This is a genomic window from Bradyrhizobium sp. (genome assembly GCF_016219575.1).
GTDB lineage: Bacteria > Pseudomonadota > Alphaproteobacteria > Rhizobiales > Xanthobacteraceae > Bradyrhizobium.
Map to the genome: position 1 here is coordinate 269125 of NZ_JACRMG010000009.1, position 14216 is coordinate 283340.

13 protein-coding genes are annotated in these 14216 nt (G+C 65.2%); 9 read left to right on the top strand and 4 right to left on the bottom strand.

The genetic code is table 11. From position 1 onward, the window contains the following. Positions 1 to 10 precede the first annotated feature (10 nt). Entirely contained in the window at positions 11 to 793 is a 783-nt protein-coding gene (locus tag HZB49_RS06315; protein WP_291609650.1) for an SDR family oxidoreductase, read from the top strand. 1 nt (position 794) lies between these two features. Here the strand turns inward: HZB49_RS06315 and HZB49_RS06320 are convergent, their stop codons facing one another. After that, complete coding sequence (locus HZB49_RS06320; protein ID WP_291609651.1) at positions 795 to 1700, bottom strand: alpha/beta fold hydrolase; 906 nt, start codon at positions 1698 to 1700, stop codon at positions 795 to 797. Positions 1701 to 1872: 172 nt separating this feature from the next. Between HZB49_RS06320 and HZB49_RS06325 the strand changes: the two genes are divergently transcribed. From HZB49_RS06325 to HZB49_RS06340, 4 genes are read left to right on the top strand one after another with little or no spacing between them, the layout of a single operon-like run. Further along, positions 1873 to 3261, top strand: a complete 1389-nt coding sequence (locus HZB49_RS06325; RefSeq protein WP_291609652.1) for a class II 3-deoxy-7-phosphoheptulonate synthase — start codon at positions 1873 to 1875, stop codon at positions 3259 to 3261. 1 nt (position 3262) lies between these two features. After that, positions 3263 to 3616: a diacylglycerol kinase gene (locus tag HZB49_RS06330; RefSeq protein WP_291609653.1), complete on the top strand. Its 354-nt coding sequence runs from the start codon at positions 3263 to 3265 to the stop codon at positions 3614 to 3616. A 44-nt stretch (positions 3617 to 3660) separates the two neighbouring features. Next, positions 3661 to 5415, top strand: a complete 1755-nt coding sequence (locus HZB49_RS06335) for an NAD+ synthase (RefSeq protein ID WP_291609654.1) — start codon at positions 3661 to 3663, stop codon at positions 5413 to 5415. 51 nt (positions 5416 to 5466) lie between these two features. Further along, positions 5467 to 6444 carry an ABC transporter substrate-binding protein gene (locus HZB49_RS06340; RefSeq protein ID WP_291609655.1) on the top strand — a complete coding sequence of 326 codons (978 nt, stop codon included), beginning with the start codon at positions 5467 to 5469 and terminating at the stop codon, positions 6442 to 6444. 60 nt (positions 6445 to 6504) lie between these two features. Here the strand turns inward: HZB49_RS06340 and HZB49_RS06345 are convergent, their stop codons facing one another. Further along, complete coding sequence (locus tag HZB49_RS06345; protein WP_291609656.1) at positions 6505 to 7683, bottom strand: DUF2865 domain-containing protein; 1179 nt, start codon at positions 7681 to 7683, stop codon at positions 6505 to 6507. Positions 7684 to 7854: 171 nt separating this feature from the next. Next, positions 7855 to 8157, bottom strand: coding sequence for a hypothetical protein (locus HZB49_RS06350; protein WP_291609657.1), 303 nt, complete (start codon positions 8155 to 8157; stop codon positions 7855 to 7857). Positions 8158 to 8447: 290 nt separating this feature from the next. Here HZB49_RS06350 and cysS point away from each other — a divergent pair, with 290 nt between their 5' ends. From cysS to HZB49_RS06370, 4 genes are all read left to right on the top strand, one after another. Continuing rightward, positions 8448 to 9860 (top strand): cysteine--tRNA ligase, encoded by a 1413-nt coding sequence (gene cysS, locus HZB49_RS06355; RefSeq protein WP_291609658.1) that lies wholly within the window; start codon positions 8448 to 8450, stop codon positions 9858 to 9860. 116 nt (positions 9861 to 9976) lie between these two features. Beyond that, on the top strand, positions 9977 to 10483 hold the full coding sequence (locus HZB49_RS06360) for a GNAT family N-acetyltransferase (RefSeq protein ID WP_291609659.1): 507 nt from the start codon (positions 9977 to 9979) through the stop codon (positions 10481 to 10483). Next, the gene (cimA, locus tag HZB49_RS06365) at positions 10480 to 12078 is read left to right on the top strand and encodes a citramalate synthase (protein WP_291609660.1); all 1599 of its coding nucleotides are present in this window, start codon (positions 10480 to 10482) and stop codon (positions 12076 to 12078) included. The genes HZB49_RS06360 and cimA overlap by 4 nt, the downstream gene beginning before the upstream one ends. Positions 12079 to 12234: 156 nt before the next feature. Beyond that, positions 12235 to 12609, top strand: coding sequence for a VOC family protein (locus tag HZB49_RS06370; RefSeq protein WP_291609661.1), 375 nt, complete (start codon positions 12235 to 12237; stop codon positions 12607 to 12609). 760 nt (positions 12610 to 13369) lie between these two features. Here the strand turns inward: HZB49_RS06370 and HZB49_RS06375 are convergent. Further along, a complete protein-coding gene (locus HZB49_RS06375) occupies positions 13370 to 13975 on the bottom strand; it encodes a TIGR00730 family Rossman fold protein (protein WP_291611111.1) in 606 nt (201 codons plus the stop codon). Positions 13976 to 14216 lie beyond the last annotated feature (241 nt).

Genomic DNA, 14216 nt, shown 5'->3' on the forward strand with positions numbered 1-14216 from the left:
AGCAGGCAACATGACTCAATCGGAAAAACGCGGCAGCCAACCTTCCGTCGAGGACGTCGCGCTCATTGTCGGAGGCGGGCCTGGCATCAGCTCAAGTTGCGCCAGGTTGTTTTCGGAAAGCGGCATGCGTGTCGCCGTCGCGGCCAGGAATCCCGACAAGGCGGTTCTTGAGGCGCTCGAGAAGCAGCATGGCGTGCGCCGATACGCTTGCGATGCAAGCGAACCGGCGGCCGTGGCGCAGTTGTTCGAGAATGTCGTTCGCGACGTCGGGACGCCGAGGCTCGTGGTCCATAACATCGACGGCCGGGTTCCCGGCATTTTCCGCAAAAGCGTCGTGGAAGCCGATCCGGTCATGGCGTTCGCAACGGTTCGCAACGCGGCGTTCAGCGCGTTTCTGGTCGGTCAACAGGCCGCGCGACTCATGCTCGGGAACGAACCCGACGCCAACAGCGCGAGAGGAACCATCATCTTCACGAACGCCAGCGCGGCGCTGAAGGGCTTCCCGTCGAGCGGCGCCTTTGCCATGGCATGTCATGCAAAGTCCGGACTCGCGCAGAGTATGGCGCGAGAGCTGATGCCGCAGGGTATTCATGTCGCGAACGTGCCGATCGATGCGGCGATCGGCTGGACCCAGGAAGACGGGACTCGCGCGCATCGGCTGGCCGGAACGGCTGTCGACGACAACATGGCCGACCCCGACCATATCGCCGAAACCTATCTGCAGCTGCACCGCCAGCATCGCTCGACATGGGCGTTCGAGGTCGTGCTGCGGCCGTGGGTCGAGAAGTGGTGATTTACTCCGCCTGCAGCCATTCCGCAGCACCGCGCCACAGCGTGTCGCGGTACTCGGGGCGGAAGAAGCCCATGTGCCCGATCTTGTTCACGCCGATATCCTTCGGCGAGATGCTGACGATGTCGGGCCTGGTCGCGGTGAAGCCGGAGCACAGCAGTTCGACCGCGGTGCGCGTCGCCCAGGGATCGTCGGTAAAGCAGATCGCGCGCAAGGGGCCCTTGTAGTTGTGGAAATTTTCGCGGGTATCGAGCGTGGAATCGCCGAACAGATAGCGCTCCTTCATCACCCAGCTCACCCATTGCAGGAAGGCGTCCTTCGGCAGGTCCATGCCGAGGCCTGCCCAGCCCGGCATGTAGCCGAACAGCTTGGTTAGGGGCACGCCGGCGAAATTCAGCATGGCATAGACGCGGTAGCGCTCGGGCGAGGCCATCAGCTTCCAGTATCCGGCCTGTGCCGCGATGAAGAGCGCGCGCGAGATTTCCTTGTTGTTGGGCAACAGCCCCAGCGCTTGGCCCCCGAAGGAATGGCCGACATAGGTCAGCGGCATGTTGCCGTAGCGCTCGCGCATCCATTGCACGGCGGAGGCGACGTCCTTGGCGGCCCAGTCGGCCATCGAGGCCTTGAAGCCGACCAGCGAGCGCGGCTGGTTGTAGCCGGTCACGGCCTTCAGCCTGCTATCGCCGGTGCCGCGGTAGTCGTAGGTCAGTACTGCGCAGCCGCGCCGGGCGAGATAGCCGGCAAAGCCGCGATAGACCCTTCGCGGTACGGCTGTGGCGGAGTTGATCAGCACGGCATGGCTGCGCTTGCCGGTGCGGGGCAGGAACAGCGTCGCCCCCAGCGGATAGCGGTCGGCCGCCGTCACGATCACGTCGTCGGCAAAGACATCGTCCAGCGCAGCCTCGGCCACCTCTGACTTCCCCAGCAAACTTCAAGCCCGCCTAACAAATGCGAATTCAGCTTTTGCCGCAAGGGCTTGACCTGACAACTATAATCCTTGTGGCGGAGTTTTGTCGGCCTGTGTATAACCCGGCCCTCGCAACCGCATCTAAGTAGCGGTTTTTGCTCAGGAGTTAACGATCATGGCCGAGCGGTGGACGCCCGACAGCTGGCGCAGCAAACCGGTGCTTCAGATGCCGCAATACCCCAACGAAGGGGCGTTGAAGGACGTCGAGGCGCAGCTTGCGACCTTTCCGCCGCTGGTGTTCGCGGGCGAGGCCCGCAGCCTGAAAAAGGCACTGGCGCGGGTGTCCAGGGGCGAGGCCTTCCTGCTGCAGGGCGGCGACTGCGCCGAGAGCTTTGCCGAGCACGGCGCCAACAACATCCGCGACTTCTTCCGCGTCTTCCTGCAGATGGCGGTCGTGCTGACCTATGCCGGCGCGCTGCCGGTGGTGAAGGTCGGCCGCATCGCCGGCCAGTTTGCCAAGCCGCGCTCCTCGCCGACCGAAAAGATCGACGGCAAGGAATTGCCGAGCTACCGCGGCGACATCATCAATGACATCGCCTTCACGGAAACCGCGCGCACGCCCGATCCGCAACGTCAATTGATGGCCTACCGGCAGTCGGCGGCGACGCTGAACCTGTTGCGCGCGTTTGCGACCGGCGGCTACGCCAATCTGGCCAGCGTGCATCAGTGGATGCTCGGCTTCCTCAAGGATTCCCCGCAGTCCCGCCGCTACAAGGAGCTGGCCGACCGCATCTCCGAGGCGCTGAACTTCATGCGCGCCTGCGGCCTCGACCTCGAGGCCCATCCGGAACTGCGCGCCACCGATTTCTACACCAGCCACGAGGCGTTGCTGCTGGGCTACGAGCAGGCGCTGACCCGCGTCGACTCCACGACCGGCGACTGGTACGCGACCTCGGGCCACATGATCTGGATCGGCGACCGCACCCGCCAGCTCGATCACGCCCATGTCGAATATTTCCGCGGCATCAAGAACCCGATCGGCCTGAAATGCGGCCCGTCGCTGAAGCCGGACGAGCTGATCAAGCTCGCCGACGTGCTCAACCCCGACAACGAGCCGGGCCGTCTGACGCTGATCACGCGCTTCGGCAACGAGAAGGTCGGTGAGCATCTGCCCGGCATGGTGCGCGCGATCAAGCGCGAGGGCCGCAGCGTGGTGTGGTCGTGCGATCCCATGCACGGCAACACCATCACGTCCAACACCGGCTACAAAACGCGGCCGTTCGACCGCATCCTCTCCGAGGTGAAGACCTTCTTCAGCGTGCATGCTGCCGAAGGCACCCATGCCGGCGGAGTTCACCTGGAGATGACCGGGCAGGACGTCACCGAATGCCTCGGCGGCGCGCGCGCCATCACGCATGAGGATCTGAGCGATCGCTACCACACGGTCTGCGATCCCCGCCTCAATGCCGAACAGTCCATCGACCTGGCCTTCCTGATCGCCGAACTCCTCAAGCAGGAGCGCGCCGGCAAGGCGGCGCCGATGCCGGCCGCTGCGGGACTCTGATTTGCTGCGTCTGTGGCGGGCCACCATCAACACGCGTAACGGGCTCGCCTTTGCGATCCGCTCGGAGCAGGCTGTCCGCGAGGAGCTGTTTGCGCTCGCGCTCTCGATCCCGCTGGCCTGGCTGGTCGGCGCCACCGTGATGCGCCGGGTGGAGCTGGTCGCGGCCGTGGCGTTCGTCCTCGTCGTCGAACTGCTCAATACCGCGATCGAGAAGCTCGCCGACCGCCTGACCACGGACCGCGATCCCAAGATCGGGCAGGTCAAGGACATGGGCTCGGCCGCGGTCGGCGTGGCGCTGCTGATGGCCGGGCTGTTCTGGCTGTTTGCCATCGCCGAACGCATGGGCGCCTTTTAATCCCGGCAATTGCAGTTTGCTCTTGTGCAGGGCAACATCGCGACATGAACAAGACCGCCGAATTCAGGATCACGCTGGCGCAGCTCAACCCGACCGTGGGCGACGTGTCGGGCAATGCCGCCAAGGCCCGCGCCGCGCGCGAAAAGGCGCGTGCCGAGGGCGCCGATCTCGTCGTGCTGCCGGAACTGTTCATCACCGGCTATCCCCCGGAAGATTTGGTGCTGAAGCCGGCGTTCCAGGCGGCCTGCCGCGAGGCGGTCGAGGCGCTGGCCCGCGAGACCGGAGGCGGCGGACCGGCGGTGCTGATCGGCACGCCCTGGGTCGAGGAGGGCAAGCTCTATAACGCCTGCGCGCTGCTCGACGGCGGACGGATCGCCGCCCTTCGCTTCAAGGCTAATTTGCCGAACTACGGCGTATTCGACGAAAAGCGCCTGTTCGCGCGCGGCCCCGCCTCGGGTCCGGTGACAGTGAAGGGCGTGCGCGTCGGCGTGCCCATTTGCGAGGACATCTGGCTCGAGGAGTCCGAGGAGTACGAGAACGTCGTCGAGTGCCTTGCGGAAACCGGCGCGGAAATCCTGGTGGTGCCGAACGGCTCGCCCTACGCGCGCGACAAGAACGACCTCCGCCTTTCCATCGCGGTCGCCCGCGTCACCGAAAGCGGGCTGCCGCTGGTCTATCTCAACCAGGTCGGCGGGCAGGACGAACTGGTGTTCGACGGCGCTTCCTTCGCGCTCAACGCCGATCTCTCCGTGGCCGCGCAACAGCCGGCCTTCCAGGAGGACATCGTCACGCTGGTCTGGCGCAGGGACGGGAGCGGCTGGCGCTGCTCGGGTCCCGTGACGCCACTGCTCGAAGGCGACAGGGGCGATTACGCGGCCTGCGTGCTCGGCCTGCGCGACTATGTCCGCAAGAATGGATTCCCGGGCGTGCTGCTCGGCGTTTCCGGCGGCATCGATTCGGCGCTGTGCGCGGCGATCGCGGTTGATGCGCTCGGCGCGGAGCAGGTGCGCGGCATCATGCTGCCCTTCAAATACACCGCGCAGGTCTCGCTCGACGATGCGGCCAGGCTGACCGAGGCGCTCGGCATCCGCTACGAGGTGCTGCCGATCGCGGACGCCGTCAACGGCTTCGAAAAAATCCTCTCCGTGCCATTTGCCGGCCTGCCGCGCGACATCACCGAGGAAAATCTGCAGGCGCGCACCCGCGGCACGCTGCTGATGGCGATCTCCAACAAGACCGGCGCCATGGTGGTGACGACCGGCAACAAGTCGGAAATGTCGGTCGGCTATGCCACGCTCTACGGCGACATGAACGGCGGCTTCAACCCGATCAAGGACATCTACAAGACAGAAGTCTTCCGTCTGTCGTCGCTGCGCAATTCATGGAAGCCGGATTTCGCGCTCGGCCCCTCCGGCGAGGTGATCCCGCCCAACATCATCACGCGCCCGCCGACCGCGGAATTGCGCGAGAACCAGACCGACCAGGATTCGCTGCCGCCCTACGACGTGCTGGACGGCATCCTCGAGCGGCTGGTGGAGCGCGAGATGCCGCTGGCGGAGATCGTCGCTGCCGGATTCGACAGGGAGGTGGTGGCGCGGATCGACCGCCTGCTCAACATCGCCGAGTACAAGCGCCGCCAGGCCGCGCCCGGCGTGAAGGTGACCGAGAAGAATTTCGGCCGCGACCGCCGCTATCCCATCACCAACCGCTTCCGCGACAGCGGCAAGCCGCTGCCGAAGCCCGACGAGGCGCTGGTCTCGCGCGCGGGACGTGTTTCAGCCGAAGCTTTTGACGGATAGGCGCGGCTCTCGACCCTCTTGTCGGAGCTCGCACAAGCAATGGGGGGTCGAATGAGGCGAAGGGATTTCGTCGCCGGCTTGGCAGTGTCCGCCTTGGGACCGCTTGCGGCGCGCGCGCAGCAGGGCATGCCGGTGATCGGATTCCTCAGCACGCGATCCCCCGATGAGGCCGCGGGCCACACCAACGCCTTTCGCCGTGGTCTCGAAGAGATGGGTTACTTCGAAGGACGCAGCGTCGCCATCGAATATCGGTGGGCAAAGGGCGATTACGGCCAGCTGCCGTCGCTTGCCTCCGAGCTGCGCGGCCGGCCGCTTTCGCTGATAGCCGCAGCGGGCGATCCCGCCGCGCAAGCAGCCAAGGCTGCGGGCCTTGCGGTTCCGATCGTCTTTATCGTAGGGCAGGATCCGGTACGCTCGGGCCTGGTCGAGAGCATGAACCGGCCGGGCAGGGCCACGGGTGTTAACTTCTTCACCGGCGATCTCGGCAGCAAGCGGCTGGAGCTGCTCTTCTCAATGGTGCCATCGGCGCAACGTGTGGGGCTGCTGCTCAACCCGCGTTTCGGGACCGACACATTCGAGCAGCTTCGGCAGTCCGCCTCCGCGGCGGCGCTGTCGCTTGGCCGCGAGCTGGTCGCGCAGTCAGCGGCGACGGATGCCGAGATCGAAGCGGCGTTTGCGGCGCTGGTCGCGGCCGGCGTCGGCGGGCTCATGGTGCAGAACGATCCCTTCTTCGACAGCCGTCGCAGCCTGATCCTGAGGCTGTCGTCACGTCACCGGCTGCCCGGCATTTTTCATATCCGCGAGTATCCGGCGGATGGCGGGCTGATGAGCTATGGCGCCAGCCTCTCCGACACCTATCGACAGCTCGGTGTCTATGCCGGCAAGATTCTGCGCGGTGCCAGGTCGGATGACCTTCCGGTGTTGCGGCCAACGAAGTTTGAACTGGTCATCAATGTGCAGACTGCAAAGGCACTTGGCCTTGCCGTACCGCAAAGCATTCTCATCGCGGCGGACGAACTCATCGAATGAAGGATGTCGCAGCGATCCCGACAAGTAGCCCCGCAGATTGGGCAACTGTTGGTGTCTAACTTACCGCGTCGTCGTGTTGTTGTTCGGGATGAAGGTCGGCCCGACCGAGCGGATCGGCTTGTCCTTGCCGTCCGCGGGCGGTGATGGCGCAGCCGCCGGCGGCGCGCTCGCGGTGGTCGCCGGGGCGGGCTGGCCTTTCTTGCCGGCCGCGGGCTGAGCGCCCTTGGGCTGCTGCGCCTGCATCTTCTGCTGCTGCATCTTCTTGGCGCTCTCTTCGGTGACGATGATGTCGCCCTGCTGCTCGAGCATGGCCTTGTCGTCGACCGACTTCAGCGCATCGGACCAGGTCTGCCCGGCGGCCTTGCAGGAGCAGCCCGGCGTGAACTCGGCGCGGAACTTGAACGCCGTCGGCAGCGCCGTGTAGAGCTGGCCGGCCGTCGACACCGCCTGGTTCATGTCCTCGCCGGGATTGCGGTGGGCATAGAGGGTGGCTTCCGTCGCCGGGCACAGCGCCTTGCAGGTCTTCTCGTCGTCGGGGAAGCGCGCCGGCACCGTCGCGAACGAGACCGGGAAATAGGCGCCGTCGCAGGTGCGCACGCACACCGTGCGATAGGTGCCCGACATCGAGCCAAGATCGCCGCCCGGCATCGACGGCGCGTTGTTGCCGAAGAGGCCGCCGAGGAAGCCGCCGGGTCCCTGTTCGCGCGCCGCCGCGGCATATTGCGGGCCGCAATTGTTCTGCGCCAGCGCCGTCATCACGGAGCGGCGCTGGTTCTCGCGGTCGGCGCCGCCGAGCCCGCCCGAGCGAAGCCGTTCCAGGCTGGTGGTGATCTGGTCGAGATTGCCGCGCATCTGCTGGATCTGGTTGTTGACCGGACCGCATTGCGCGCTTTGCTGGTTGAACAGCGAAAAGAAGCCGGAGCTGTCGCAGCCCATGCGCTTGGCCTGCGAGGTGACGCGGTCGAGTTCACCCTGCTGGCGCGCCTGCGCTTCCTGGTAGCGGCGGATCTGCTCGTCCTTGGCCGGGTCGCCCGAGCCGGTGCCGCGGTCGATGGTGGCAAGCTGCATCTCGAGCCGCTGGCAGATCGGGTTGCCGGTAGCACCGGGCGGACCGGCCTGCTGCGGTGGCCCGCCCGGCTGCATCTGGGCGAGGCCGTCCGTCGAAAGCGCAAGCGGTGCGGCGAGCACGGCGCAGGCGAGGAGCCACCGGGAGAGGGGATTGGTCAGTCTATGCAACATATCCGGCCATCAGCGATTTCGCGGGCGGCCCGACGGCCGCGAGCCGCGCGGCCGACGCACAAGAAGCGCGGCCAAGACCGACTTCCTAGCCGCTTCCGTGGGCAGCGTCACGTCGTTTTGGCGGCAGGCCTGTGGCGGTCACGGTCAATTACCGGCGAAAACGCGTGGTTTTCAGCGCTCGCAGGTGATGGCGACGTATTCATTGCATCCGGAATGGCCGCAGCGGTCGGTCACATTCCTGGGAACGGCGCCCGTGATCTCGTCGGGATCGACACGGCGGTAGGAGACGGCCTGGGCAAAATCCCGCTGCTGGCAATAGGCGCGCGCGGCATGCGCGCCGCATTTCTCGCCCTTGGCCAGGCACTGGTCGACGCCATAGCCGTCAGCCTGGTTTGCGATGATGAACACGCGGGTGTCGGCAAACGCCGCGGAGGCGGCGAGGGTGAATGCGCCGGCCAGGAAAAGGGATCGCATGCTGCACCGATCGAATGAGGAGCCCAAGCGTCAGATATCCCCCATTGGTTAAGAATGATTAACCATGGGGCATCCGGCGCGGAGGCGCCGTTTGGCGGCGAAAAGCGGCCAAAAAGCGGCCGTTTGCCCTTGACGCGGCGGCTTTGGCGGCCCAATGGTAGCCGCATGAACGGCCACCTCGAAATCTGCAGCATTTGCCGCGAGATTATTAGCTAGCGATTCGCTGGCTGAGGCCGTCTTTTCTCTCGAACGAGATTGTTGGACGCCCGGCCGCCACCGGACGGAGTCCCATGCAATTGCGCTTCTACGATACGTTGACCCGGGAAAAGCGGCCCTTCGTGCCGCTCGATGCCAATAACGTCCGCATGTATGCCTGCGGACCGACGGTCTACGACTTTGCGCATATCGGCAACGGCCGCGCCGCGATCGTGTTCGATCTCCTGTTCCGCGTGCTGCGCCATCATTTTGGCGCGCAACACGTCACCTATGTCCGCAACATCACCGACGTTGACGACAAGATCAACGCGCGCGCGGCGCGCGACTATCCCGGCCTGCCGCTGAACGAGGCGATCCGCAAGGTCACCGAGGAAACCTACCAGCAGTACCAGGACGACGTCACCGCGCTCGGCTGCTTGCCGCCGACGGTGCAGCCGCGCGCCACGGAACACATTCCTGAGATGCGCGCGATCATCGAGAAGCTCGTTGCCGGCGGCTTCGCCTACGTCGCGGAAGACCACGTGCTGTTCTCGCCGCAGGCGATGAATGCCGCGAATGAGGTCATGCCTCGCTACGGTGCGCTGGCAAAGCGCTCGCTCGACGAGATGATCGCCGGTGCTCGCGTTGATGTTGCGCCCTACAAGCGCGACGTCACCGACTTCGTGCTGTGGAAGCCGTCAAAACCCGGCGAGCCGTCCTGGCCGTCGCCGGCAGGCATTGCCGTGCCCGGCCGTCCCGGCTGGCACATCGAGTGCTCCGCGATGGCGTGGAAACATCTCGGCGAACGCTTCGACATCCATGGCGGCGGCATCGACCTCGTATTCCCGCACCACGAGAACGAGCTGGCGCAGACCTGCTGCGCCTTCCATGCCGATCGCATGGCGAATTTCTGGATGCACAACGGCTTCCTGCAGGTCGAGAGCGAGAAGATGTCGAAGTCAGTCGGCAACTTCTTCACTATTCGCGATTTGCTGGCCGATTGGCCGGGCGAGGTGCTGCGCCTGACCATGCTAAAGACGCATTACCGTTCGCCGCTCGACTGGACCCTGAAGAGCGCCGAAGAGAGCGCGAAGACGCTGGACGATTGGTACGCCGTGGCAGCCGATGCCAGGGGCGGGGAGCCTGCGCCTGCCGCGGTGGAAGCGCTTTCCGACGATCTCAACACCGCGCAGATGCTGGCGGCGCTGCACGCGCTGCGCCATGAAGCCAACGCCGGCGAAAAGACCCGCGCCGATTTCGCCGCGACGCTACGCATGCTCGGCTTCCTGTCGCAGACGGCGGCGGAATGGAAGGGCCGCAGGCAGCAGGCGAGCGGCATCGATCCCGCGCGGGTGGAGAGCCTGATCTCCGACCGCGCCGCCGCGCGCGCCCGCAAGGATTTCAGGGAATCCGATCGCATCCGCGATGAGCTCGCCGCCATGGGCGTCGTGCTGAAGGACGGCAAGGACGCCGACGGCAAGCCCGTCACGACATGGGAGATGGCCTGATGACAAAACCCGATACACCTTTTCCAAAGCACTGGCGCTATTACATCTTTATCAAATGGGCTGTCATCGTCGCCGCCGCGCTTCTTGTCCTGAAGCTGCTCGGGGTGTTCTAGGCCATGGGTCAGTCGCTGCCCACGCCTGCGTTGCGGCCGTACCTCGCATCGGATGCGCCGATGCTGGCGCAAATCTTCGTGGCCGCGATCCAGGAACTGACCGGCGACGATTACAGCGAGGCGCAGCAGGAAGCGTGGGCGGCGGCCGCCGAGGATGAGGACGCCTTCGGCAAGAAGCTCGCGGGCGAGCTGACGCTGATTGCGACCATGCAGAACTCCCCGGTCGGCTTTGCCTCGCTCAGGGGCACCGACCATATCGACATGGTTTATGTGCATCCCAGCGTCGCCGGGCAGGGCGTCGGCGCCATGCTGATCGATGCCCTGGAAAAACTCGCGGGCGCCCGCGGCGCCAGGGCGCTGTCGGTCGACGCCAGCGACACCGCCTTCGATTTCTTCAGGAAGCGCGGCTACGTCGCCAAACAGCGCAATTCCGTTCCCCGTGAGGGCGAATGGCTCGCCAACACCACGATGCAGAAGGAACTCAAGCCTTCCGCCGGAGCTCCACAATGAGCCGCGAACGCCTCTATCTCTTCGACACGACGCTGCGCGACGGCGCGCAGACCAATGGCGTCGACTTCACGCTGCATGACAAGCAGATCATCGCGCAAATGCTGGACGAGCTCGGCATCGATTATGTTGAGGGCGGCTATCCCGGCGCCAACCCCACCGACAGCGAATTCTTTGCCGCCAAGCCGAAGCTCAAGCAGGCGCGCTTCACCGCCTTCGGCATGACGCGCCGCCCCGGCCGCTCGGCGTCCAACGATCCCGGCCTGGCCGCGCTGATCGAGGCCAAGGCGGATGCGATCTGCTTTGTCGCAAAAGCCTCGGCCTATCAGGTACGGGTGGCGCTGGAGACCACCAACGAGGAAAACCTCGCTTCCATCCGCGACAGCGTCAGCGCGGCTAAGGCCGCCGGACGCGAGGTGATGGTCGATTGCGAGCATTTCTTCGACGGCTACAAGGAGAATGCCGACTTTGCGCTGGCCTGTGCGAAAGCGGCCTATGATTCCGGCGCGCGCTGGGTGGTGCTGTGCGACACCAATGGCGGTACCATGCCCCACGAGGTCGAGAGCATCGTCACGGCGGTGACGAAGCACATCCCCGGCAGCCATGTCGGCATCCACGCCCATAACGACACCGAGCAGGCGGTGGCGAATTCGCTGGCCGCGGTGCGTGCCGGCGCGCGGCAGATCCAGGGCACGCTCAACGGCCTTGGCGAGCGCTGCGGCAATGCCAATCTCTGCTCGCTGATCCCGACGCTGCGGCTGAAGCAGGAGTTTGCCGACGCCTTCGAGATCGGCGTCACTCCTGCGCAGATGGGCGGCCTGATGAAAGTGTCGCGCACGCTGGACGACATGCTCAACCGCGCGCCGAACCGCCACGCGCCCTATGTCGGCGAGAGCGCCTTCGTCACCAAGACCGGCATCCATGCCTCCGCCGTGCTGAAGGATCCGCAGACCTACGAGCATGTCGCGCCGGAAACCGTCGGCAATCACCGCAAGGTGCTGGTGTCCGACCAGGCCGGCCGCTCCAACGTCATCGCCGAGCTCGAGCGCGCCGGCATCCCCTTCGAGAAGAACGATCCGAAGCTGACGCGCCTCGTCGAGGAGATGAAGGAGAAGGAGGCGGCGGGCTACGCCTACGAATCTGCCGACGCCTCGTTCGAGCTGCTGGCTCGCCGCGTGCTCGGCCGCGTTCCCGAATATTTCAAGGTCGAGCAGTTCGACGTCAATGTCGAGCAGCGCTACAATGCCGTCGGCGAGCGCGTCACCGTGGCGATGGCCGTGGTGAAGGTCGACGTCGCCGGCGAGCGGCTGATCTCGGCCGCCGAAGGCAACGGCCCCGTCAACGCGCTCGACGTCGCGCTCCGCAAGGATCTCGGCAAGTACCAGAAGTACATCGAGGGCCTGAAGCTGATCGACTACCGCGTGCGTATCCTCAATGGCGGCACCGAGGCGGTCACGCGCGTGCTGATCGAGAGCGAGGACGAGAACGGCGACAGCTGGACCACCGTCGGCGTCTCCCCCAACATCATCGACGCCTCGTTCCAGGCGCTGATGGATTCGGTAGTCTACAAGCTGGTGAAGTCGGGCGCGCCGGCGTGAGAGGGCGAGCGACCCATCCATCGTCATGGCCGGGCTCGTCCCGGCCATCCACGCCTTTGGCGCAGCGAGGAAGAAGAACGTGGATGCCCGGGACAAGCCCGGGCATGACGAGGGTAGGATGTCTTGCGCGCTCAATAGCGACGAAGGTAGTCGTGCATGATCGACCACATCTCCGTCGCCGTCCGTGACCTCGACCGCGCCGCACGCTTCTACGAAGCCGTGCTGGCGCCGCTCGGCCTTACCCGCCTCGTCACGCGGCCGGCCACGATCGGCTTCGGCAAGGCCTACTCCGAGTTCTGGATCAACCTGCGTGCCGGCATGGCCGGTGCGGAGGAGGGCAGTGGCGTGCACATTGCGCTGCGCGCCAGATCGACTGCCGATGTCGATGCCTTCCATGCCGCAGCACTCGCCAGCGGCGGCCGCTGCGACGGCCCGCCCGGCATCCGCCCGCACGACCGCGTCAAATATTACGCGGCCTTCGTCATCGACCCCGACGGCAACCGCATCGAAGCCGTGACGTTTCCGCAGTAGGGGCGGACAGTCTCCGCTGTCGTCCCTGCGAACGCAGGGACGACAGGTGTTGCAAATTCAACTCGACGGGTAAATCACTTCCGAATGACGGAATCGTGTCAAGTCCTAAAATTGAAAATATTTCGCTTTACCGGAATTCGGATTTACGGTATGGATTGACCCGTCCCGGCCCACTGAGGGGCGTTTCGCGATCGTCACGATACGTTGGGCTGAGGATGCGATGGACGCGGCAATCCCAAGCGTAACGGCCCGGTCCCGAAAGGGGTCGGGGTCCGCCGCCGGACGAAGGAGCGCTGCGTACGGCGAAGTCGTGTGGTCCTGGCGCCGCGACCCTGGCGTCTATCCTCGCCGGCCTGTGCTGGCGGGGCAACGGGGGCAAAAGAGGCCGTTCCCCGGGGAGAGCACGAAGTAAGCCGTAAAGCCATTGCGCGGGGAAGGCCGGGCTGTCCCGGCTGTACCTGTAGTTCAACCCGTGTGCACTTTCTGTAGCACTCTTCGCACACGGGACTGCGGGCGCAGTCGGCGCCCGGCCTTCCCTGGGCCCTCTTCACAAGAGGGGGCCGACGAGATGGCAGGCCTCGGGCGAAAACGCGCCGCGAGAACGAGAACACATGCCTATCGTCGGGAAAACGTAGGGCGGATTAGCGAAAGCGTAATCCGCCATTGGCTCGTCGATAATGGCGGCGGATTACGCCTTCCAGTTTCGCTCGTTGAACGATCGCGGACGGGGTCGGCTAATCCGCCCTACGGCCACGGCTCGCTACATCCGCCGCGCCACTTCCGGCGCCATGGCCTTTGCTTCTTCCGGAATCCGCGCCGCGGCGGCGCGCAGGCGGGGCAAGATGTCCTCAACGCGCTCGGCCTTCAGCACGTCAACCTCGAGATTGGGGCGGATGAATTGCGCGCTGCGCATGTGGGCGAGAAGCGACAGCAGCGGCTCCCAGAAGCCGTCGATATTGGCGAGCAGGATCGGCTTGGCGTGACGGCCGAGCTGCTGCCAGGTCATCATCTCCACCAGCTCCTCCAGCGTGCCGACGCCGCCGGGCAGCGCCACGAAGGCGTCCGCGCGCTCGAACATCAGCCGCTTACGCTCGTGCATGTCGGGCGTGACGATCATCTCCTGTACCCTGGTCAGGGCGTTCTCGCGCGCGCGCAGGAAGTCGGGGATGATGCCGGTCACCGCGCCGCCATGATCGAGCGCGGATCTCGCGATCGCCCCCATCAGGCCGACCGAGCCGCCGCCATAGACCAGACGGATGTTGTTTTCTGCGAAGATTTTGCCGAGCGCTTGCGCGGTCTCGACGAAGCGGGGGTTCGTGCCCGGGCCGGAGCCGCAATAGACACAAACAGTCTTGATTTGGTTCATAAGGGCCATGTGGCACTGCAGCGTAGGATTATCAAGCTTATCGGATTCGTTGATCCCTGAGAATTTCCCTGCAAATCCCCGGAATCGCGAAAGAATTACCTGCAAAAGGCTGTACGGCGCGCACAAAGCCTTTATATGACGGGCACGATGCAACGAGATGAACGACACCCGTGGATCGGGGCAGGGCTATCGCCTGGGAGGAATGGTGAAAGCCTCCTTGCAGCAAATCCTTCGAGACGCC

Bases quoted from the DNA above. Each gene is read 5' to 3' on its own strand.
- HZB49_RS06315 (WP_291609650.1), top strand. From the start codon at position 11: ATGACTCAATCGGAAAAACGCGGCAGCCAACCTTCCGTCGAGGACGTC.
- HZB49_RS06325 (WP_291609652.1), top strand. From the start codon at position 1,873: ATGGCCGAGCGGTGGACGCCCGACAGCTGGCGCAGCAAACCGGTGCTT.
- HZB49_RS06335 (WP_291609654.1), top strand. From the start codon at position 3,661: ATGAACAAGACCGCCGAATTCAGGATCACGCTGGCGCAGCTCAACCCG.
- HZB49_RS06340 (WP_291609655.1), top strand. From the start codon at position 5,467: ATGAGGCGAAGGGATTTCGTCGCCGGCTTGGCAGTGTCCGCCTTGGGA.
- HZB49_RS06345 (WP_291609656.1), bottom strand. From the start codon at position 7,683: ATGTTGCATAGACTGACCAATCCCCTCTCCCGGTGGCTCCTCGCCTGC.
- HZB49_RS06350 (WP_291609657.1), bottom strand. From the start codon at position 8,157: ATGCGATCCCTTTTCCTGGCCGGCGCATTCACCCTCGCCGCCTCCGCG.
- cysS (WP_291609658.1), top strand. From the start codon at position 8,448: ATGCAATTGCGCTTCTACGATACGTTGACCCGGGAAAAGCGGCCCTTC.
- HZB49_RS06360 (WP_291609659.1), top strand. From the start codon at position 9,977: ATGGGTCAGTCGCTGCCCACGCCTGCGTTGCGGCCGTACCTCGCATCG.
- cimA (WP_291609660.1), top strand. From the start codon at position 10,480: ATGAGCCGCGAACGCCTCTATCTCTTCGACACGACGCTGCGCGACGGC.
- HZB49_RS06370 (WP_291609661.1), top strand. From the start codon at position 12,235: ATGATCGACCACATCTCCGTCGCCGTCCGTGACCTCGACCGCGCCGCA.
- HZB49_RS06375 (WP_291611111.1), bottom strand. From the start codon at position 13,975: ATGAACCAAATCAAGACTGTTTGTGTCTATTGCGGCTCCGGCCCGGGC.